Below are 22,925 nucleotides of genomic sequence, written 5' to 3'. Positions count from 1 at the left end.
GGACAAGGGGAGGAGTGCTATGCCTACATTAGGTCGCTAACTTTGAACAGCCAACGGTTAATAGCCAACTGTCAACAATTAACCATCAACAATCAATAAATCAATGAGTAAGTTGGGGTTAGATCATCATCCATCGATTTTAGTGATTGAGCCAGATGAACTGTTAGCTCAACAAATTAGCCTGGATTTAGAAGAGGCGGGTTATTATCCAATTGTGGCTAGTAATAGAACAGTTGGTTTACATCAGGCTACAGAATTACAACCCGCATTAATTGTGATTGACCGACTGTTGGCGGGAGAGTCAGGGCTGTCTCTGTGTAGCCATTTAAGGGATTTGGGAAATCATACACCTTTGTTAGTATTAATGGCAAAAGATGCGATCGAAGATCGGATCGCTTGCTTGGAGTCAGGAGCGGATGACTATTGTTTAAAACCCTATCGGACGGAGACTTTTTTAGAACTGGTCAATCTGTATTTGAAGCCTGCGACTAGCAATAATGAACAATTGCGGTTTGGGGAGTTAGTCTTGGATTTAGCGACTCGTCGGGCACTTCGCAATGGTAGAACGATTGAACTGACGATGAAGGAGTATGAATTACTCAAATATTTAATGGAACATCCTCGCGAAGTTTTAACCCGTGAACAAATTTTAGAGAATGTTTGGGGTTATGACTTTTTAGGAGAGTCCAATGTTATCGAAGTTTATATTCGTTATTTACGCCTGAAAATTGAAGACGAAGGGGAAAAACGCCTGATACAAACGGTTCGAGGCGTTGGATATGTCCTCAGAGATGGTTGACCTTTGACCGTTGACAATTCGTAATTCGTAATTCGTAATTCTCTGTTCCCTCAAAAAAAATACCAAAGTTGCCTAAGATGTTGTACAATCTTTTGTCGCTGATGATACGGATTTTTTGAGAACGTTGAACATTCAACTGTTAGTGGGATTTAAGCAGGGTTTGATCTTGGCTTCTATTCCCCCAGCCTTAGTCTCGATAGGCTTGGGAGTAGTTGGTATCCTATGGGTTAGCTGTTCATCGCTGTTTTCATCGGTTTCAACAGCACAATTCTTGAGTTTAGGAACTACTATTTTTGATGTTCCTGCACAAGCCCAAAACAATCAGGGTCAAATGTTACCCATTACGGCTCAAGCGAAAATTGGGGGCGAAGTGATTCGGCTTGAAGTGGCTAAAACCCCCCAGCAACAAGCGTTAGGCTTAATGTATAGAACCGCTTTAGCCGATGATCGGGGAATGTTATTTCCCTTTGATCGACCTCGTGTTGTGGGATTTTGGATGAAAAACTGCAAAATTCCTCTGGATATGATTTTTCTTCGCAATGGGGTTGTTAAAGCGGTTCAGGTCAATGCTCCCCCTTGTCAGCAGGAACCTTGTCCCACTTATGGCCCTGATGTGGCGGTGGATCAGGTGATTGAACTGCGGGGAGGACGTTCTCAAGAATTGGGGATTAAAGTGGGCGATCGCATTGCGATCACCGTTGTAGATTCTCAGCAATAAGCCTTAAGTTTAAAAAACTTTACAAAAGTTCATGTAATTTGTTAAAACTTTAATGCTAAGGTCTACACAACAGTAGACAAATTTGCTAACCTGTCTACTCCAAACAACTGTTAAGCGTACCCGCAGTGAACCCTATACAGTTGATTCGTTCTTCTTAGGTGTGAGGAAACACTCATCAAGCCCAGGAAATTGTTCCACGACAATCTTGATCGGTTGTCAAGGCTAATCTTGAGTCAAGTTCGCTTCAGTGAGCGAGGTAGGGTTTAATAACGATGACACGGTGACTCTAAAGTTTAGAGTTCTGTGATTTCTCTCGTTTGACAGGGAAACTGTTCTGTCAGCAGACAGATTAATTTTAATAGCTGCACCTGTTCTACTGGTTAGTAATTCCTTGAGATAGCTAACCTGTGACAGAACAGAATGTGGCTAGGGCTCAATTGTGCGGAATTTTAATCGCAACTAATGTAGATGTGTGAGGAGAAAACTGAGGGAACAATTGTATAAAACTGCAATTGTTTTCAGACAACTTAACATCCCAAAATTAATGTTCTGAAGTTGGCAAACTCAGACTTTATAAACATCTCAATTTATAACAAAAGGCGATCAGCCTCGTTTATCAAAAAAATTTTTTAATCCCAAGATGGATTTTATATTAGGAGGTGAATGTTAAAATGACACCAATCAATTACTCTCGGTTTATCCGTTTTTTACAAGAAGATTTATCGCTTTCTCCTGACTCTATTGCGATGGCAGAACGAGCCAATCATCCGGCGGAATCTCAACATAAATATCCTGATGCTAGTCCGTTATCTATGACCCTGTGGCAATATGGTTTAGTCACATTGGAACAGTTAGATAAAATCTTCGACTGGTTAGAAACTGCCTAATTTAGGATGGGATATTGCTAATTTTAATAATTCCCAGAAGTATCGAGAAGGTGGGCTATGCCCACCCGACTCAATATTAAATTAAGATTCAGCTAACACACGAGCCGCCGCAGCCACTCCTGCACCAGGAGTAAACCCTTCATAACCGAGTTCCCGTAACGCAGCTTCTAGCGCCGCAATTGCTGTTAGAATATCGCGATCGCTAACAAATCCTAAATGACCAATACGGAAAATTTTACCCTTGAGGTGATCCTGTCCTCCGGCTAAAATAATATCGAATTTCTTCTTAACAACCGCCCGAACATCTTCAGCATTTAACCCTTCAGGAGGAGCAACAGCCGTAATGGCAGGACTGGCACATTCATCGGCTGCAAATAACGATAATCCTAATGCTTTAACGGCTTCCCGGCTAATTTTAGTTAACCGTTGATGACGGGCAAAAATATTCTCTAGCCCTTCTTTTTTCATCATTTGTAACGTGACTTGTAAGGCAAAAAACAAGTTCACCGGAGGGGTAAAAGGATTGGTATTTTTCTTAGCAGATTTGCGATATAAACCCAAATCTAAATAGTAGCGAGGAAGGTTAGCATTTTTATAAGCTTCCCAAGCTTTCTCACTCACTGAAACAAACCCTAAACCGGGGGGAATCATATACCCTTTTTGGGAACCGGAAGCAACAACATCAATCCCCCATTCATCGATGGGAAGATGCACCGCGCCTAAGCTAGTAACGGCATCTACAATCATTAATGCTCCATGAGCTTTAACATGGCGATTAATGGTTTCTAAATCGTTAATTACACCCGTTGAAGTTTCGCTGTGGGTGATAATAACGGCTTTAATTTCTTTGTTGGTATCTGCTTCTAATTTTGCCCGGAATTGTTCGGGGTCGAGGGGTTGTCCCCATTCAGCCGTAACGGTATCGACTTCTAACCCGTAGGCGGTGGCGACTTCGGCCCAACGTTCTCCAAATTTGCCATTACAACCGCATAACACCTTTTCCCCGCGACTGAGGAAATTAATAATTCCGGCTTCCATCGCCCCAGTGCCACTGGCCGTTAAAATCAGCACATCATTTTGGGTTTGGTGTAACCATTTCAGGTTCGCCGTCACTTCCTCCATGATTTTGCTAAAATCCCCACTACGGTGTCCGATGGGGTGTTTTGACAGGGCTAATAAAGCCTGTTCAGGAACGGGGGTTGGCCCCGGAATCATCAACATTAATTTATCGTCCATTGTCTGTTTTCACTCTTTATGGGTTCGCTGTTTTGTGTAAGTCACAGAAGGAAATATTTTCCCTCAAAATTGCAACTTAATTCTCAATTGATGAATTCTTTTTTCCACCCTTTATCCCTCTGGTAAATTAATCTGTTCGGGATTAATTTCATTCAAAGACCAGCGATAGTCAACGGGAAGATTTGCTTGAATACAGCTTTGCTCTAATTGCTTGTGTAGGGCGACGGCTTTCCGTAAGGTAATAATCAATTGATCAACCTTCTCGTATTGAGAAGAGTTCCGTTTGACTGCAAACCTCGTTTTTCGTTCTAGAAATTGCAGGAGCAGTTCATAATGAACATAAGCAGGAAGAGGAATCGGTTCCATCAACTTTAACTAAATCTCCAGTAAACCAAACTGCATGATCGATTGAAAGATCGAGGGCTTCAATGGGGTTAAAAATTATCTCAGGATGAGAATATTCAACTCGGGAAACAGGATTTCACTGCCGTTTCCCTATAATACACTAAGAGGTAATCAGTTGATTTAAGGCAACACCTGGATCGGGTTGCTTCATGAAAGATTCCCCAATCAAAACGGCTCTCGCCCCGGCTTGGGTGACTAAATTGAGGTCCTCACGGGTATGAAGTCCTGATTCACTCACCACTAAAATATCACGGGATTGGAATTGCGATTGTCGGGTTTGTAACAATTGGCAAGTGGTTTGTAAATCAACGGTAAAATCTTGTAAATTGCGATTATTAATGCCGATTAAATTAACGCCATCTAAGCTTAAAACTCGATCTAATTCTTCGAGGGTATGGACTTCAATTAAAGCGGTCATTCCTAATACTTTTGCAATTTTGAGAAAATATTGTAAATCTTGATCGGAGAGAACCGCAGCAATGAGTAAAACCGCATCGGCTCCATGATATCGCGCTAAATAAATTTGATAAGGATAGATGACAAAATCTTTACAAAGTAAGGGTAAATCAACAACAGCCCGAACTTTTGCTAAATTTTCAAAGCTCCCTTGAAAGAATTTTTGATCGGTTAAAACTGATAAACAACTTGCGCCACCTTGTTGATAGGATTTTGCGATCGCAACGGGGTCAAAATCTTCTCGAATTACGCCTTTACTAGGGGAGGCTTTTTTAACTTCAGCGATGACCGCAGGTTGAGTTTGACTTTGTTTTAACGCTTGAAAAAAGTTACGAGGTGCAGAAATAGTATTGACTTTTTGCTTTAATTTTTCTAGGGGTAAACGTTCCCTTAAGTCGGTAATTTCTTTTTCTTTATACCAAACAATTTCTTCTAAAATATTCTGGGGTTCAGCACCAGGGACAGCAACCTGATAACGTAAGTTTAAGACTTCAACCGCAGGATTAGGCGGACGACGACGAATAGAGACCATAGAAGTTGAGGAGGTTTATTGTTTAACTCGACTGTCTTAAATTATAACCCTAATTTAGTCAGTTTAAATCTTATATAAAAAGTACCGAAATCGTAGGGGCGAGGTCTCCTCGCCCTGACAGGGGAATATCTATCCATTTTTTAAAATTAATACTCCTGAAATTATGATTATACAATCTATTTGAACTTGCTATAGTCAGTCTCAATCAATTGTACAACTGTTTGGATTCTAAATTGATTGTTAGGGCGAGATTCCCTTTTGGTGCGTGCGCGTTGCTTACGCACCCTACGCTGGAATATAATTATTTTTTAGGATTCATCATTTTGATAAGATTAAATACTTTAATTTTATTCTAAGTTTGGGGTAACTCCCCAAATTGTTCTCGATATTTTGCTAATAAAGTTTCGGCTTCCGTTGCTGACTCTTCGGGAGTCGGGAGAAGTTTACCTTCAGAACTAAAAAAACGCAATTGAGAGTTATAAATTCCTAAAAATAATTCTAATTGTTGACTCCATAACCATCCTTGAGAGTTGGGTTCAAGGGGTTGGTATTGTCCATCCACTAAATGAAATCCTGCGAATTCTAAGGTTTCAGGGTCAAACCAAAAATAATCTTAATCTAATAGCGTTATTTTTTAAAAAATTAGTTCCTCAGACTAATCAAATTCATCAAAAGGGATGACTCTTTTTCAGTAATTTAGAAATAAAAGGAATCGATTCTATATTAAGATTTTTTATTTCTGGATGCTCTTGAATACTGTTAATGATTACATCCGTTAAATGATATTGATGGTTATCTCCATAATTTAAAGTTAAATATCCTAAGAGTTCTAAAGCATAATCATAGAACATAAAAATATCAGCGATACAAGCCAATTTTAGAATATTATCAGGGGTTTTAAAACCCAAATTTTGATCCGGTCGAATTAAATCTCGAACATAAAACCCATCTGTCCATACTAATTGTCCGGGGTGTTGGCGGGACATCAATGTAATTCCCTGACGACGACCATTCCATCGTTTTCCAAAGTCGAGGAGGGTAAACCCTTGATTTCTGAGATAAATATCAACTTCTGCAAATAAGGGTTGATTTTTATAGAGTTCTATAAATGAAACTTCCACTAATATCATTAAAAGTTGATGTTCTAACAGTTGAGAACACCCTTTTAAAACGTTTAATTCTCCGCCTTGTACATCCAACTGAAGAAAATCAATTGATGTGGTTTTATCTTGAAAAAACTCATCTAGGGTTGTGGTTTTTACAGAAGTTGTAGAGATTAATTTATGACGTTCAGCATATTCATCTAAACGATTAATCACTAATTCATTGGGAGGATATAAGGAACTACATTCTGGATGTTTGGTTTGATATAAAGTTTGAGTTCCTGACGTATTCCAAACCGCTAAAGGAATATGGGTTTCTGTCCAGTTTATCTTTTTTTGTGCTAATTGTTGATTGCGGTCTTGACAAGCTTTTTCATCCGCATCAAAACCATAAATGGTTAAACCAGGGGCAAAAATTTCCCATCCTTGATGGGAATAATCAATATCAATAAATTCTTGAACCTGACGCGAACCTACAATACATAAAGTTAGGTCAATCTGATCTAAATAACCCGATTGTTTTAAAGATTTAACAAAGATAGACATAAGATAAAAATCATTTGTGCTCAAAACCTGTAGGGGGGGTGTCCCTCCCAACCCTCTTTTCACCTGTTTAAATTTGGGTAGGGAAACCCTGTCCCCGTAGGGGGGAAGTAGGGGGAGAGGAGAAGAGGGAAGAGGGGGAATGGTTAACATCTGTAAAGACGCACTTGGGGGAGTTGATGCCGTAAGCCCCAAGCACGTCTAACGACTTATCACTGAGTACGGGCGGGGTAACCCCACCCCTACAACTGACAACACTCAACCTTCTTGAAATAAAGGTGTACTCAGGTAACGTTCGCCGAAACTGGGTTGAATCATCACAATCAGTTTGCCTTTATTTTCAGGGCGTTTACCAACTTCAATGGCAGCATATAACGCCGCCCCGGTGGAAATTCCTGATAAAATGCCTTCTTCTCGCGCCATGCGACGGCCAAAAATCATGGCATCCTCATCTCGAACTTGAATCACTTCATCGATGAGATCAACATTCAAAACGGGAGGAATGAACCCAGCCCCAATACCTTGAATTTTATGGGGCCCTGGTTTACCCCCGGATAAAATTGGACTATTGGCGGGTTCTACTGCAATGGCTTGAAAATTCGGTTTACGTTGTTTGAGGACTTCGGCGACTCCGGTTAATGTACCTCCGGTTCCCACCCCAGAAATGAGAATATCCACACAACCATCGGTATCGACCCAAATTTCCTCAGCCGTTGTTTTGCGGTGAATTTGGGGGTTAGCTGGGTTGCGGAATTGTTGCAACATATAGGCATCGGGCAGGGTATCCACAATTTCCTGAGCCCTTCTAATACAACCACTCATCCCTTCAATACCGGGAGTCAGTTCGAGTTCTGCCCCATAGGCCTTTAACATGGCCCGACGTTCTGAACTCATGGTTTCCGGCATCGTTAAAATTAAACGATAGCCTCTAGCTGCGGCGACCATGGCCAGGGCAATTCCGGTATTCCCGGAGGTAGGTTCCACTAATACGGTTTTACCAGGGGTGATCACTCCTTCTTTTTCCGCGACATTAATCATATTCACCCCAATTCGATCTTTGACGGAAGAGGCGGGGTTCATCCCTTCTAATTTCACAACAATTTGAGCCACACATCCTTCCGCCTTGGGAATGCGGTTCAGTTGGACTAAAGGAGTGTGACCGACTAATTCAGTAATGTTATGAGCGATACGCATATTGAGACTCGAATAAAGAACAATGATACAAGCAGTCTGAGGAACTCATACCTAACCCTTCAGATGTAATACATAATATCCTTCTGTTGTCGGGCATCTCTTTGTTCACACAAGTCTTTTAAGGTGTATTTCTGTAACACAGAGTTAGCCATTTGCTCTGCTTCTTGCCAAAATTCCCAAATGATTGCACTTTCAACGGTATTGAGGCAAGAATTTTGAGGGGCTGCTTCGGGATCTGTTCCTTCTAAGCAGTTGACCACATCAAATAGAGTAATTTTCCCCGGTTCCTTGGCCAGATAATAGCCTCCTTTGGAACCTCGTTGACTGCGAACAATACCACAGCGCCGCAAGGTTGCCAGCAATTGTTCGAGATAGCGATCAGGAATATTATGCCGGGCTGCAATTTGGCGAACCTGCCTGGGTTCAGGATCATCATAGTGAGTTGCCAATTCGATCAGGGCGAGAAGGGCATACTGACTTTTACAGGAGAGTTCCACGCAGAAATATATTCACAACAGTTTCACTTTTTTAGTATACTCCAGTTTTCCTCTCGGAATACAGGAATTAAACGGAAAATATGTAGCTCCCTGTTAAGCTGTTCCCGGTTTGATCTCAAAACGCAACGAATTTATCGGGTTTTGGGATCAATCAATAACAATTAATAAGTTTCATATCTTATATGAAATTATTCTTTTTAAGAAAATTTTTAATATAAGGTTTATCTGAATTTTCTCCCTAACCGCCTTGCCTCAAGTCCTTGACTTATTTGACCTCTGTTATTAAAATTAGAAATGTTAACGGCTATTTTTTGATAGTTTACTGTTAACGATTGGCGTCTTTTTTCCCAATCTAAAACCTAACCCTCGACACCTGACATTAGACACAGGGTATGAACTCTTTCTTAAAAATCCGTTCGGGGTTTCAACCTTTACGGAGAATTCGATTAAAAACCGCTTTGGTTTTTCCCTTTATCTTACAAATTACAGCCGCCGTCGGATTAGTCGGTTATTTTTCCTTTAAAAATGGTCAACAAGCGGTTGAGGATTTAGCACAACAGTTAATTCAAAGTGTCAGTGTTCGGATTGAAAATCATGTCTTAAACTATTTTAATAAATCCTTTCAAGTTTTGCGCGTTACCCATGATAGTGTAGAAGCTGGAACATTTAATTTGAATGATATTGAAGGATTAAAGCAATATTTTTTTCAAGTCGTCTTAGAAGGAGATTTAGAAAGTTATTTTTTATATGGAAATGAACAGGGAGAATTTGTCGGCGTTGAACATTTAGAAAATAGTGAAATTCAACTCAAAATTCGCACCATTGACACTGAACCCATCCGTGATGTTTACCTTTTAGATCAACAGGGAAACCGGGTTAAATTGTTAAAACAAGCTGAATATGATCCCCGTCAACGTCCTTGGTATCAACAAGCAAAACAAGCTCAAAAACCAGTTTGGACTTCTATTTACCCCTTCTTTTCTCGTCGAAATACAGACACGGCTTTAGGAATGTCGGCGGTTTGGCCCGTATTTGATCCAGAGCAAAACTTACAGGGCGTTTTATGTATTAATATTACCTTATTAAGAATTACAGAATTTTTAAAACATCTTTATATTAGTCCTCGTGGACAAAGTTTTATTATTGAACGTTCGGGGGAGTTAGTGGTTAGTTCTAAAATTGAAAAACCTTTTAAACTTGAATGGCAAGGAGAAGAGGCTATCATTGAACGAATTCTTGCCATTCAAAGTACAGATTCTACCATTCAGAATACGGCTAATGCTTTTTTAAAACGGTTTGGTAGTTTTAAGGCAATTCAAAATAATGAACAAGTTAAATTTCAGCAAAAGGGGAGTTGGTATTATGCTCAAATTTTACCCATTCGAGATGGAAAAGGCATCGATTGGTTAGTGGTGGTTGTTGTTCCTGAAGCCGATTTTATGGCACGAATTCAACAAAATAATCGCATGACGATTGGGTTATGTTTAATCGCCTTGGGAGTCGCTACAGGAATGGGACTTTTAACGGCCCGTTGGATTACAAAACCTATTTTGAAAATTAATCGAGCTTCCCATAAACTAGCAGAAGGAGAATTAACTCAAAATCTGGAAATTACAGGAATTCAAGAATTAGAAACCTTGGCAAATTCTTTTAATTCGATGGCTGAACAATTGAAAGAATCCTTTGATATCTTAGAAGAAAAAGTCGAAGAGCGTACCCAACAATTAGCCGAAGCGAATCAAGAAATTAGTTCCTTAAATGTGCGACTCAAAGCCGAAAATTTACGCATGAGTGCAGAACTTGATATCCTCCGAGAAATGCAGCAATTAATTCTTCCCAAACCCCAGGAATTAGCGGAAATTCAAGACTTAGAAATCGTCGGATATATGAAACCTGCCGATGAAGTGGGGGGTGATTATTATGATATTTTATATACGAATGGAATTGTGACGATTGGCATTGGAGATGTTACGGGTCATGGGTTAGAAAGCGGAATTTTAATGGTGATGATTCAAGCAGCCGTTCGTACCTTAAAAGAAGTACAGGAGCATGATACCGTTATCTTTTTAAATACTTTAAATCGAATGATTTATTATAATGTTCAACGGATGAATTCTGATAAAAATCTAACTTTAGCTATTTTAAATTATTCTGAAGGTTTATTAAGTATCAGTGGGCAACATGAGGAAATTTTAATTGTTCGTCAAAGCGGTAATGTTGAACGAGTTAATACAATGGATTTAGGGCTACCCATTGGCTTAGATGAAGATATTACTCAATTTATTAGCCATACTTTAATTGTCTTAAATTCTGGGGATGGAGTTGTTTTGTATACTGATGGGATTACCGAAGCCCAAAATAACCGGAAAAAATTCTATGGAGTGGAACAACTTTGTAACATTATTAGTCAAAACTGGCATCAAACCGCAGAAGTCATAAAAAATGCTGTAATTGATGATGTACAGTCATTTATGGGTCAAGAAAAACAATTTGATGATATGACATTATTAGTGATTAAAAAAAAATAACAAGGGGAGAAAGAGAATGAGAAATTGTTAAGTTGAATATCCTGTCCGGGATATCGGTCAAGAATAGGGTATTTGTTAAAGACTCGTTGTTGTATTTTAATGTAAGAGAGGGTGCAAAAGCACAACAACGGATTACTTATAATTCCTCTTTGAGGATAAAGTCCATGTTAAATCAATTTTTCCATCAAGGGATTTATTCTAGCTTTAAAAATATTTCTCTGAGAAATCTTCTTATTTTTCCCTTTGTCTTGCAAATTTTTACCGCCGTTGGATTAGTAGGGTGGTTATCCTTTGAAAATGGACAAAAATCTGTTAATAATTTAGCGAATAAACTTCAGAATGAGGTCAGTCAACGGATTATTCAACAGTTAAATTATTATTTAACAGCACCGACTCAAGTTAATGAAGTTAATTTTAATTTAGTTCAGTTGGGTTTACTAAATTTTCAAGATTTAGACAGCATCCGTCGCCATTTTTGGAAGCAGATGAAAGTGTATCCTTATCTCAGTTATTTTAATTTAGGGACTGTAGATGGATTATTTTTAGGAGTGGGTCGAGAAGATGATGGCACACTCTATATGGAATTAATGAACCCAACAGATAAAGGTTATTATAAACGGTATGCTTTAGATGATCATGGTGATCCCACAACCCTTCTCGCCGTTGAAAAATATCCTTATCAAGATGATGAATGGTATAGTAATGCGGTCGCAGCAGGTAAACCGATTTGGACTGAAATTTATCAATGGGATGATCGCCCGGAGGTGATTTCGATTGCTTCGAGTTATCCGATCTATAATCAACAAAATAAATTAGTCGGTGTGATTGCAATTGATTTAATTTTAACTCAAATTAGTAATTTTTTAAAGCATTTATATATTAGTTCCTCTAGTAAGATTTTTATTGTGGAACGCAATGGTTTAATTGTCGCTAGTTCTAGTTCTGAAAAACCCTATTTAAACGTTGATGGAGCTTCTCAACGACTGAGTGCGTTTCAAAGCCGTGATCCGTTAATTCGTGCGTCGAGTCAATATCTCATACAACGGTTTAATAATCTCCGTGAAATTCATAAAAAACAAGCTTTAAGTTTTAACTTAAACGGTGAAAAAAATTTTCTCTGGGTTACTCCTTGGCAAGATCACTTAGGCTTAAATTGGCTGATTGTGATTACTATTCCTGAGTCAGATTTTATGGGAGAAATTGATGCGAATACTCGAAAAACGATTTTATTATGTTTAATTGCTTTGGCGATCGCAACAACAATGGGGATTTTAATTGCTCGTTGGATTACTGAACCCATTCTACGATTAAATCGAGCTTCTCAGAAAATCACAACCGGAGATTTGGATCAAACTGTTAAAGTCACCCGCATTATTGAACTTGCTGAATTGGGTAAATCTTTTAATCAAATGGCAAATCAAATCCATGATTCTTTTGAAACTTTAGAACAAAAAGTCATAGAAAGAACAGCAGAATTAGCAGATGCCCATGCTAAAATTTTAGCGTTAAATCAACAATTAAAAGCCGATAACTCTCGCATGAGTGGGGAGTTAGATTTGTTGCGACAAATGCAGCAATTGATTCTCCCTAAAGCAGAAGAATTAGCTTTAATTGAAGGGCTAGATATTGCAGTATATATGGAACCTGCCCATGAAATGGGAGGAGATTATTATGATATTTTATATACTGATGGCGTTGTGACGATTGGCATTGGAGATGTGACGGGTCATGGCTTAGAAAGTGGTATTTTAATGGTGATGACTCAAGCGGCTGTTCGGATTCTTAAGGAAGTTCAAGAGTCTGATCCAGTTCGGTTTTTAAATATTTTGAATCGAGCCATTTATCGAAATGTTCAACGAATGAATTCTGATAAAAATCTGACCTTAGCAATTTTAAATTATCAGAATGGTCATTTAAACATTAGTGGCCAACATGAGGAAATCTTAATTGTCCGTCAAGGAGGAAACGTTGAGCGAATTGATACCATTGATTTAGGTTTACCCATTGGTTTAGATGAAGATATTTCGGAATTTATTAATCAAATTGAGGTCGAATTAAAGGGAGGAGATTTTATTGTGCTTTATACTGATGGAATTACAGAAGCTAGAAATATGCAAAAATCCCAATATAGCTTGGAAAGACTGTGTAAAGTTATCAGTGAAAATTGGCATGATCAAGCTGAGGAGATTAAGGAAGCGGTGATTTCTGATATTAAGGCATTCAGGGGACATCAAAAACAGTTTGATGATATTACCCTATTAATTTTAAAACAACGCTAGGGGAGGGAGATTCAGATTGATACGAACAAAATACATCAGAGATTGGATCAAAAAAAATTTGATAATTTTGTACCGTTGAGTTAAGATTTTGTTAATTTTGTGATTTTTGAACAGAATTAGCCTAAAATATAAAGGCTATTATTGAATAACCCAGTGATTTTCCCCCAGGTCAAGTGATTATGGCGCAAATTTTTGGAGAGTTTTTACATCAATTTCCTCCTGATCATGATTCTTTGGAGTTGACATTCACGCCAACATCCCGACCGATTAAACAACGCTGGCGAAATAATCTTTTATCGGCTCATTTTGTAGCAGATTATTTTTCAACTTTTTTACCCTTAGATGCGGATAACCCCAGTCGAGAAAAACGGATTAAACAGGGGAAAGGAGCCGTTAGTTATGTGGCAAATGAATTGTTAGAAAATGCCATGAAATTTAATAATGAAAAGGTAAAATCTAAAATTAGATTTGGAATCCATTTTATTGAAGAAAGCCAAACGGTAACGGCTGCTATTTTTGCGACCAATTCAATTACCGCAGAAGGAACGGAAAAGTTTCAATCCTTTATTCAAGAATTACTCACCGAAGATCCCAATGAGTTATATATTCGTCAAGTTGAACAAAGTGTAGAGGATGAAAATAATAATGCTTCAGGTTTAGGCTTATTAACGATGATCAATGATTATCAAGCTCAACTGGGTTGGAAATTTGAACACATTTCCGAACAACCCAAAATTATTTTAGTAACAACGATGGCTCAAGTAACCGTGTAAAATTGAGTTATTTTCAAAGCTAGAGAGAGGTAGCAACAATGGTAGTACAGGAAATTAAAGGTGAAGACCATATTGTTCAATATGATCCTGAATCTGTGATGATTTGTTTTCAAGGAGAATTGAGTTTAGGGGGGCCAGTGGAATATGAACCGATTAAAAAATTATTAGAACAAGTTACAGCAACGGAACCTCCATTGATGACCTTAGATTTAAGAAATTTATCGTTTTTAAATAGTTCTGGAATTAGTTTGTTATCAAAATTTGTCATGGGATTGCGGAAAAAACCTCAAATTCAATTAGTTATTTTAGGCTCTAAAGAAGTGGCATGGCAAGATAAATCTTTGCAAAACTTAAAAAAGTTTTTACCCAGTTTGGAGTTGAATGTTGAATAATTTTCAATTTTAAGTCAAGCGAATAACTAGGTTTCGCTCAATATTGATTGTTTTAACAAAATGAATGTTAGAATTAATAACTTTTAATCCCCTATTACTAAGCTGAATAATGCTCCTAACCCAAACCCAAAAATCAGAATTCCTGACATCCGGTTTACCCATTGCAGGGTATCCGAACTGATTTTATCGCGGAATAAACTGACCCCACTGACTAAGATCAACCACCAGAATGCTGACCCTAAAAACACTCCTAAAACCAAGATCCCAGCATCTCCATAATTATTGCTGCTTCCCAAGCCTAATCCGGCAAAAATAGCAACAAAAGATAAAATTGTCATGGGATTTGTCACCGTTAGGAAAAAGGTGGAAGCATAGGCACTCACCACTTTTCCTGATGGATTTGCGGCATCTTGGGCTGGTTTTGCCAAGGCTGTTTTTAAGCCTAAATAACATAAAAATAAGCCCCCTATTAATTTTAAAATTATTTGTTGACTGACTAAAATATTAGAGATGATGGTTAATCCAAATCCCGCAATAAACCCATAGAAAGCATCCGCACTAGCCGCGCCTAACCCCGTAAAAAATCCTACCCAATGTCCATCGGATAAGGAACGACGAATACATAAAATCCCAATGGGCCCCACAGGAGCCGCAATGGAAAAACCAATGATTAAACCCTTAACTAAAAACCGAATATCCATAATTAATTCCAAAACTGTAATAACCTTTTAAAGCCTACCACTGTAGGGAGGTGTTCAGCCCTTAAGGGTGTACTAAGCTTTTAAGCATTTTAGGGCTTACTGTTGTCTCGATGTTTTATGATGAAATAGAAAAGTTAAAAGTCACTCAAAACCAAACCATGATTCAGAATAACACTTTAGTTTTAGCAACGGATTTAGATGGTACATTTTTAGGGGGTTCTCCAGAGGAAAGACAAAAATTTTATGACTATTTGGAGGAAAACCGCCATCGCTTATTATTAATCTTTGTCACGGGTCGAAGTTTAGAATTCACCCTACGTTTATATGATGAAAACAAGATAAAGATGCCACGACCCGATTATTTGATTGGAGATGTGGGCACAACGGTTTATGAAGGAAAAAGCTTAACTCCTGTAGCAGAAGTGCAAAATTGGATTGCGGATCTTTGGGGAAATGCCAGCGAATTTGCTCACCAACTTTTAACGGATGAACCTGGATTAACTTTACAACCCATTTTTGCCGAATATCGAGTTTCTTATTATTATAAACCCGATGAAAATCAAGAACGAATTGTTAAAAAAATTCACGATGCGGGATTTCAATGTATTACCTCTGCGGATAAATATTTAGATATTTTACCCCCCGGTGTTGCCAAAGGTTCAACCTTACTTAAATTAATGGATGTATTAAAGGTGCATCCCCAACAAGTGATTACATCAGGAGATTCCTTGAACGATTTACCCTTATTTGAAACCGGACTAAAAAGTATTGCTGTAGGAAACTCAGAATTAAAATTAGTCGAAAAAATTAAAAATTTAAAGAATGTTTATTACAGTGAATTTCCAGGAGTCGCTGGAATTTGGGATGGAATTCAATATTACGGAAAAACTTTCTAAACTTTGATTGAGTTTAAGTGAATTAGTCTTTTAACCCTAATGTTTTCTATTTCCTAACATTATATGACCCAAGATTCTACTTCCCTGTCTCATCCCCCTGTGCCTCATCAGCCCTTAACATTAGCCATTTTAGGTGCGGGAGCTTGGGGTTCAGCCTTAGCACAATTAGCCCGTTATAATGGGCATACAGTTAACCTTTGGTCACGCCGTTTCGGGAATTCCTTAGAAGAAAGTATTAACGCCGTTGATGTCTTAGTTTCTGCCATTTCCATGAGAGGAGTAGCCGTAACTGCCCAACAGCTTAAAACTTTAAAATTACCGGAAAAAATTCCCATTGTTACCGCCACAAAAGGCTTAGATCCTGATAGCACTCGCACGCCGTCTCAACTGTGGGAAACTGGGTTTCCTCAACACCCAATTGTTGTTTTATCGGGGCCAAATTTATCGGCTGAAATTGAACAAGGTTTACCCGCCGCCACGGTGGTAGCCAGTGAAAATTTAGAAGCGGCAAAGATTGTCCAAATGGTGTTTGCTTCTAATCGATTTCGGGTGTATACCAGTTCCGATCCCATGGGAACAGAATTAGGAGGAACCTTAAAAAATGTAATTGCGATCGCGGCGGGAGTTTGTGATGGATTAAAGTTAGGAACGAATGCTAAATCCGCATTACTAACTCGTGCTTTAACCGAAATTATTAGAATTGGAACCCATTTAGGGGGAAAAACAGAAACGTTTTTTGGGTTATCCGGTTTAGGCGATATGTTAACCACTTGTAATAGTGCTTTAAGCCGTAATTATCGCGTCGGCTATGGATTAGCTGAAGGTAAATCTTTAGAACAAGTTTTAACTGAATTAGGAAGTACCGCAGAAGGAGTCAATACTACTAATGTTTTAATTGAAATTGCCCATCGAGAACGGATTCCTGTGCCGATTTCCTGGCAAGTTTATCAGCTTTTAAATCATCAAATCACCCCTCAAAAAGCGGTTGAAGCTTTAATGGAACGGGATTTAAAACCGGAATTTTATGATCGCTAGAAAATTAGGAAGCGGAATTGAGTAAACAGTCAAGATTGAAGAGCCGGAATTTCCAAAATAAACTCGGTTCCTTTCCCCACTTCCGAATGAAATTTAAAGGTTCCCCCGTGTTTTTCAACTACAATTTGATAGGCAATACTCAGACCTAATCCGGTTCCTGAACCGACGGGTTTTGTTGTAAAAAAGGGATCAACAATTTGGGGACGAATTTCTTTTGGAATTCCGATGCCATTATCTTGAATCCGAATTCTAATCGCCTGCGTTAAACTTTGATGAGGATTAGAAGAGACACAGGTTTCCGTTTTAATCCAAATTTTCGGTTCCAGAAAAGGATGTTGTTTTTGGTGTTGGGCGATCGCATCAATGGCATTATTTAATAAATTCATAAACACCTGATTTAAGTGACTAGGATAACAAATAATCGGCGGTATTTTCCCATATAATTTAATCACTTGAATCGGATGTTTGGGGTTTTGATTTAGACGACTTTGCAAAATCAATAAAGTATTATCAATTCCTTCATGAATATTAGCTAATTTTTTCTCCGATTCATCCAACCGGGAAAAGTTTCTCAAAGATTGAATAATATTGCTAATTCGTTCGGTTCCCTGTTCCATCGACTTCAAAACTTGAGGTAAATCATCCATAATATACTCAACCTCCATCTCTTTCAGTTTCGTCTTAATTTCCGGTTGAGGCTGAGGATAAACTTTTTGATACAGATGAACCACCTCTAACAAATTGTGAGTATATTCAGCCACATAATCCAGATTTCCCCGAATAAACGTGACCGGATTATTAATTTCATGGGCAATTCCCGCCACAAACTGAACTAAACTCAACATTTTTTCATGCTGAACTAATTGAACTTGAGCCTGTTGTAAATTCGATAACGCTTGACTTAACTGTTGATTGGTTTTTAACAACGCTTGATTCAAATTTTGAATTCTTAATCCTGATCGAACTCGCGCTAAAATTTCATCAATTTCAATGGGTTTAGAAATAAAATCATCAGCCCCTGAATCTAACCCCGTAATGCGATCTATACTATTTTCTTTAGCCGTCAATAAAATAAAAAAGGCAGAACTCAGATCCGGATCAGCTTTCAACGTTTTGCACACTTCTAACCCATCAACTTTAGGCATCATCCAATCACAAATGACTAAATTCGGATGGTATTTCTGAGCTAAACCCAGGGCGATTTCTCCATCCTCAGCCGTATACACTTGATGTCCTTGTTCTTCTAGGGCGTGTTGCAGAATCAATTGCGTAGTAATATCATCATCTGCGACCAAAATCTGTGCCATAAATCAGAAGTAAAAATGGGATAGAGCGTTTCAATTGATTTCGGTAAGAAAGAAAGGCAATCTCAGACGTTTAACCAGGAATAACTTTAGGAAAGATGGGTTTGGATAAAGGCGATCGCCTCTGTTAATTGGGCTTCCATTGTATTAACTAATTCCTGGCAACCTTCTAAGGTCTTTTGACGGGCTTTTTGTTCTAAATTAGACGCTAAAGCCGGAAAATTTCGCATTCCTACATTTCCACTCGAACCTTTTAAACGATGGGCACAAGTCACCAAGGTTTCATAATCTTCGATGAGGAGGGCTTCTCGAATCATTTTTAAATCAATTTTGGCATTATCAATAAACAGTTGTAAAAGTTTTTGTTGAAACTCTAGTTTACCCCGTGAAATAGTTTGTAATCGTTTTAAATCAAAAGGAATTAAACTTTGATCTTCAGTTTGATTATTCTCAGACACCAAGGGTTGCTCTTCAGGGGGTTGAGCTACAACTACTTGAGATTTAGGAAGTTGGGGTGGGGTTACTTCTGTCCAAACCCATTGCTTTTGAGTGCTCCAATGGCGCAATACCGCCTCTAATTCCTCCTGTTCAACGGGTTTGCTAATATAGTCATCCATACCCACCGCTAAACATTTCTGGCGGTCAACGGGTAAGGCATGGGCCGTTAACGCAATCACAATCGTATGTTGATTCGGTGTTTCTCGTTCTCGGCGTCGGAGTTCTTGAGTTGTGGCATAGCCATCTAAGATTGGCATTTGACAGTCCATAAAAACGACATCATAATGAGTCGATTCTAAGCGTTTTAAAGCTTGTTCGCCATTATCTGCAACATCCGCTTCACACCCTAACAAACTTAACTGATTCAAAATCACTTGTTGATTAATCGGATGATCTTCAACTAATAAAATTTTAAGATTAAATTGGGGTGTTGAAACTAAAGATGACTCCTCTGGGGAAGGTTGAGATCGACGTTCTTCTAACAGACAAGCAATTTCCGTAGCCAGCGCCGTTAATAAGGCATCAAATAATCGAGAAGCCCGCAAAGGTTTCATCACATAACTAGAGAAACCCCACTCTAATAATTCCTCCGTCTCAGCCAATTGATTCATCGAAGTCATTAAAATTAACTTAGTCGTCAACAAACGGGGGTCATTTTGAATCACTTCTATAAACCGTTCTCCTCGACTCAGAATTAACTGTTGATCAAACACAGCAAAATCATAGGGTTGACGACATCGTGCCGCCGACCGTAACCGTACTAATGCTTGATCAGGATGGTAGGCTTCATCAGCTTGCATTCCCCAGGAACAGGCGAAGGTTCGCACGGATTGACACACCGTTGCACTGGGGTCTACAACTAATAATTTTAAATGGGAAAGGGTTTTAGGTAAATCCGATTTTTCTCGAATAACTGGGGGTTTAAATTGAACGGTAAACCAGAAGGTTGAGCCTTGTCCGGGTTGACTTTCTACTCCAATTTCACCTCCCATTAAAGTTACTAATTGTTTACAAATCACTAAACCTAAACCCGTCCCTCCAAATTGTCGCGTTGTCGAAGCATCGACTTGAGAAAAGGCTTCAAATAATCTCTTATGACCTTCTGGGGGAATGCCAATTCCGGTATCTTTGACGCTAAAGTACAATTTGATTTTATCATCAGAAGCTGGTATTTCTTTGACTTGTAAAACCACTTCTCCTTCAGAGGTAAATTTGAGGGCATTTCCGATTAAATTCAGTAACACTTGTTTTAAACGGCTGGGATCTCCGCAGAGGTGGCGACAGACATCGGGTTCAATTAAAACCGCTAATTCTAAGCTTTTTTCTTCTGCTTGGGTTGCTAATAAATCTAAGATTGTTTCTATACAGTCTTCTAAATTAAAGTCTAATTCTTCTAAAACCATTTCATTGGCTTCTAATTTAGAAAAATCTAAAATATCGTTAATAATAGTTAACAGATGATTAGCACTGGTACGAATAGCCCGGACAAAATCTTTTTGTTTTGGGCTTAGATCGCTTTTCATTAACAATCCTGCCATCCCCATTACCCCATTCATAGGCGTGCGAATTTCATGGCTCATATTCGCAATAAATTGAGATTTCAGACGAACGGTTTCTAAAGCAGATTCTCTGCCTTTAACTAACTCATCAATGGGGTAAGTGGAAATAAAAATCCCGCCAATTTCGGTTTCATTAATATGCCAAGGATGAATCGCCCAACGCACATATCCTTCTGTTCCATCGGGATAGTTCATTTTATCTTCTGGACAAGATAGCACTTCTCCGGCAAAGGCTCGATGATAAATATTTAACCAATAGTCTGATAAATTGGGAAAAATATTGAGATGGCTTAAGCCAATTAAAGATTCTTCCGATAAATGATAATCTTTTAACCATTGTTGACTATGGGCAATATACCTAAATTCCCGATCTAACATGGCAACAGCAAAGGGTGCATCGGTGATAATTTGCTGCATTTGTTTGCGTTCTGTGAGTAAGGAATTGGCATATAAACGTTTATGGGTAACATCCCGTTGTACCGAAACAAAATGGGTAATTTCTTGCTCGGAATTAGTCACCGGAGAAATACTCATTTCTACCCAATATTTTGACCCATCTTTGTGATAGTTAATCAGTTCTGTTTGTACCGGTTTTAATTTCTTTAAACTTGCCCGAATTTGAGCCAATTGATCGAGATCGGTTTCTGGCCCTTGTAAACAGCGTGGACTCTGACCAATCATTTCTTCGGCACTATATCCGGTTAAACGGGTGAAGGCTTCATTAACATAAATAATTTTAGGCCCTGGTCGGGTCAAAGGGTCAGCTTCTGTGATCACAATGGCATCATTAGCCCGATTAACCGCCGATTCAAATAACCTCAGTTTTTCTTCAATGCGTTTGCGGTCGGTAATATCGGTGGAAATACTACATAATCCATCGGGAGTTCCATCGCTTCCTAATAAAGGAAATTTAATCGATAAAAAGGTACGATATTGATGAACACAGGGAATTTTTTCTTCTAATTTAACGGCTTTTCCTTCCGTTAAAACCTGTTGTTCAATCAAGTTTAACTGTTGGGCTGCTTCCGGGGTAAATACATCAAAATTAGTTTGGTTTAAAACTTGACTACTGCAACAGTTAAATAAGGTTTCAAATTTGCGATTAACGAGGGTAAAACGTCCTTGATTATCTTTGGCATAAATCACGGTTGGGGTATTTTCTAAAATTAATTGTAACTGCGTTTGACTGTGGCGTAATGCCATTTCAATTTGATGATATTCCCGGACGACAACTTGTAATTGTTCAATGGTCTTTTGTAACTCACTTGTGCGTTCATCGACCCGTTTTTCCAATGTTGATTTTTCCTGTTCTAGGGCGATTTGAGCTTGCTTTTGTGCTGTAATATCATACATAGCAACAACAGCCCCTAACTTTTCTCCTTGGGGATTAAAAAAAGCCTGTCCATTGGCTAAAATAATTCGCGGTTGTTGGTTTTCTGGATGAATGACCATTTCGGCATTCTCAACAATTTCTCCTTGTAAAGCACGAAATAAAGGAATTTCATCCGCAGACATTAAGGTTTGTCCATCGGATTGATATAAACTATAATATTCTGCCCAATTTTCCCGGTTTATATCGGTTTCTGTAAGTCCATGAAAATTTTGACTGGCTTGGTTAAAGAGAATCAGTTTTCCAGAGGTATCACAAACCACAATTCCTTCACACAACTGATCGAGTAAAGCACTGAGAAAGTCTTTTTCTTGTTGTAATTTATCTTTGGCATTTTGACGTTCTAAAAGCCAATGATTTAATTGTCGATTAATATCTTGTAATTCCAGAAAATCAGGAATTTTTAAAGCCAGGGGAAAAATTTTACACAACAAAACAAAATCATAGGTTGCCATTCCTAAGATAAAAACTTTAATCCCTAATAAAAATAGAGGGAAATTCTCAGTGATAGTTTGATGATCAATAATATTGAGAAGTCCGTTTAAAACCAGGAATGTCCCCAATAAAAAAAAAGTTCCTCGAAACGGTAAATTTTGGCGATTCCTAATTAAATTGATAACCAGAAGGGAAAGAATGACTTGAAAGACATTGAGCAAATGATCTGCCAACTTTAGCAGCCCTATGATTTCAGAATTCCCCCAGTAAAAAGTATCCATACATTAAAAATTTTTTTAAATTAAAATGATTTCAACTCAAAAAATAAGAATCTTTTAAAAAACAGCTTTTTTGCAACACTTAATGGATGAAAAAACCTACAGCTTATAGGTTTTTTATAACTTTGTCTGTGATTCTATCTTTACTAATATGAAAAAATATTGATTAAAAGTACATCTGTCTTAAGAAGGAAATTATTAAGATCAAACTCAACGCCATCGAAAATTTATTGTTACTTACTGCCTGATAAAATCTTTAAAATTTATATTTTTGTCAAATTTAATTGTGATATCAAAGACACAAATTAGCAAACAAGGATAAGGGGTGACAATATCCACTTTAGTTTATTACTCCTGAACACGCCCATATAGGGTTCAAAGGGAACAGGGAACACTTCGACAAGCGAGCGTGCTTCGCAGAAGTGAAAGGGTTTCAGTCTTTGACAGGTCTAAATCCAGCCAACTCATCCCCTATTCCCCTGTCCCC

Annotated in this window: 18 protein-coding genes and 1 pseudogene; 9 read left to right on the top strand and 10 right to left on the bottom strand. The window is 38.3% G+C overall.

Annotated elements, in window-relative coordinates; translation table 11 throughout:
• The first annotated feature begins 103 nt into the window (after positions 1-103).
• The 3 genes from nblR (at position 104) to IQ236_RS23710 (ending at position 2,404) form a co-directional block, all read left to right on the top strand.
• On the top strand, positions 104-799 hold the full coding sequence (nblR, locus tag IQ236_RS23720) for a response regulator transcription factor NblR (RefSeq protein WP_193871568.1): 696 nt from the start codon (positions 104-106) through the stop codon (positions 797-799).
• Positions 800-923: 124 nt separating this feature from the next.
• Entirely contained in the window at positions 924-1,517 is a 594-nt protein-coding gene (locus IQ236_RS23715; protein WP_228041822.1) for a DUF192 domain-containing protein, read from the top strand.
• A 671-nt stretch (positions 1,518-2,188) separates the two neighbouring features.
• Positions 2,189-2,404 carry a DUF2949 domain-containing protein gene (locus IQ236_RS23710; RefSeq protein WP_072720499.1) on the top strand — a complete coding sequence of 72 codons (216 nt, stop codon included), beginning with the start codon at positions 2,189-2,191 and terminating at the stop codon, positions 2,402-2,404.
• A gap of 81 nt (positions 2,405-2,485) precedes the next feature.
• Here IQ236_RS23710 and IQ236_RS23705 read toward each other — a convergent pair whose 3' ends face one another.
• The 7 genes and pseudogenes from IQ236_RS23705 to IQ236_RS23675 form a co-directional block, all read right to left on the bottom strand.
• Entirely contained in the window at positions 2,486-3,640 is a 1,155-nt protein-coding gene (locus tag IQ236_RS23705) for a pyridoxal-phosphate-dependent aminotransferase family protein (protein WP_193871567.1), read from the bottom strand.
• Positions 3,641-3,751: 111 nt separating this feature from the next.
• A complete protein-coding gene (locus IQ236_RS23700; protein ID WP_190515751.1) occupies positions 3,752-4,006 on the bottom strand; it encodes a DUF5340 domain-containing protein in 255 nt (84 codons plus the stop codon).
• A gap of 139 nt (positions 4,007-4,145) precedes the next feature.
• Positions 4,146-5,033 carry an indole-3-glycerol phosphate synthase TrpC gene (gene trpC, locus IQ236_RS23695; protein ID WP_193871566.1) on the bottom strand — a complete coding sequence of 296 codons (888 nt, stop codon included), beginning with the start codon at positions 5,031-5,033 and terminating at the stop codon, positions 4,146-4,148.
• 352 nt (positions 5,034-5,385) lie between these two features.
• Positions 5,386-5,646 (bottom strand): annotated as a pseudogene (locus IQ236_RS23690) (Uma2 family endonuclease); the annotation flags it as partial.
• A gap of 55 nt (positions 5,647-5,701) precedes the next feature.
• Entirely contained in the window at positions 5,702-6,682 is a 981-nt protein-coding gene (locus IQ236_RS23685) for an FkbM family methyltransferase (protein WP_193871565.1), read from the bottom strand.
• 255 nt (positions 6,683-6,937) lie between these two features.
• The gene (cysK, locus tag IQ236_RS23680; protein WP_193871564.1) at positions 6,938-7,873 is read right to left on the bottom strand and encodes a cysteine synthase A; all 936 of its coding nucleotides are present in this window, start codon (positions 7,871-7,873) and stop codon (positions 6,938-6,940) included.
• Positions 7,874-7,932: 59 nt separating this feature from the next.
• Positions 7,933-8,370, bottom strand: a complete 438-nt coding sequence (locus IQ236_RS23675; RefSeq protein WP_193871563.1) for an RrF2 family transcriptional regulator — start codon at positions 8,368-8,370, stop codon at positions 7,933-7,935.
• 392 nt (positions 8,371-8,762) lie between these two features.
• Here IQ236_RS23675 and IQ236_RS23670 point away from each other — a divergent pair, with 392 nt between their 5' ends.
• From IQ236_RS23670 to IQ236_RS23655, 4 genes are all read left to right on the top strand, one after another.
• Complete coding sequence (locus tag IQ236_RS23670) at positions 8,763-10,898, top strand: SpoIIE family protein phosphatase (protein ID WP_193871562.1); 2,136 nt, start codon at positions 8,763-8,765, stop codon at positions 10,896-10,898.
• Between the two features lie 164 nt (positions 10,899-11,062).
• Complete coding sequence (locus IQ236_RS23665) at positions 11,063-13,177, top strand: SpoIIE family protein phosphatase (RefSeq protein ID WP_193871561.1); 2,115 nt, start codon at positions 11,063-11,065, stop codon at positions 13,175-13,177.
• 179 nt (positions 13,178-13,356) lie between these two features.
• Positions 13,357-13,950 carry a DUF6272 family protein gene (locus IQ236_RS23660; protein ID WP_193871560.1) on the top strand — a complete coding sequence of 198 codons (594 nt, stop codon included), beginning with the start codon at positions 13,357-13,359 and terminating at the stop codon, positions 13,948-13,950.
• Positions 13,951-13,988: 38 nt separating this feature from the next.
• Positions 13,989-14,342 (top strand): slr1659 superfamily regulator, encoded by a 354-nt coding sequence (locus IQ236_RS23655; RefSeq protein WP_190515736.1) that lies wholly within the window; start codon positions 13,989-13,991, stop codon positions 14,340-14,342.
• Positions 14,343-14,425: 83 nt separating this feature from the next.
• Here IQ236_RS23655 and IQ236_RS23650 read toward each other — a convergent pair whose 3' ends face one another.
• Positions 14,426-15,043, bottom strand: coding sequence for a LysE family translocator (locus IQ236_RS23650; protein WP_193871559.1), 618 nt, complete (start codon positions 15,041-15,043; stop codon positions 14,426-14,428).
• Positions 15,044-15,153: 110 nt separating this feature from the next.
• On the opposite strand from IQ236_RS23650, the gene IQ236_RS23645 reads away from it, so the two are divergent.
• Together IQ236_RS23645 and IQ236_RS23640 are read left to right on the top strand one after the other, a co-directional pair.
• Complete coding sequence (locus tag IQ236_RS23645) at positions 15,154-15,939, top strand: HAD-IIB family hydrolase (RefSeq protein ID WP_228041821.1); 786 nt, start codon at positions 15,154-15,156, stop codon at positions 15,937-15,939.
• A gap of 63 nt (positions 15,940-16,002) precedes the next feature.
• On the top strand, positions 16,003-16,974 hold the full coding sequence (locus tag IQ236_RS23640; RefSeq protein ID WP_193871558.1) for an NAD(P)H-dependent glycerol-3-phosphate dehydrogenase: 972 nt from the start codon (positions 16,003-16,005) through the stop codon (positions 16,972-16,974).
• Between the two features lie 29 nt (positions 16,975-17,003).
• On the opposite strand, the gene IQ236_RS23635 is transcribed toward IQ236_RS23640, so the two are convergent.
• Complete coding sequence (locus IQ236_RS23635; protein ID WP_193871557.1) at positions 17,004-18,281, bottom strand: sensor histidine kinase; 1,278 nt, start codon at positions 18,279-18,281, stop codon at positions 17,004-17,006.
• A gap of 86 nt (positions 18,282-18,367) precedes the next feature.
• Positions 18,368-22,441 carry a PAS domain-containing hybrid sensor histidine kinase/response regulator gene (locus IQ236_RS23630; RefSeq protein ID WP_193871556.1) on the bottom strand — a complete coding sequence of 1,358 codons (4,074 nt, stop codon included), beginning with the start codon at positions 22,439-22,441 and terminating at the stop codon, positions 18,368-18,370.
• Positions 22,442-22,925 lie beyond the last annotated feature (484 nt).

The sequence above is a fragment of the Planktothrix mougeotii LEGE 06226 genome, from assembly GCF_015207485.1.
In the GTDB taxonomy this organism is placed as follows: domain Bacteria; phylum Cyanobacteriota; class Cyanobacteriia; order Cyanobacteriales; family Microcoleaceae; genus Planktothrix.
This window is presented reverse-complemented; position numbering and strand designations above follow the sequence as displayed.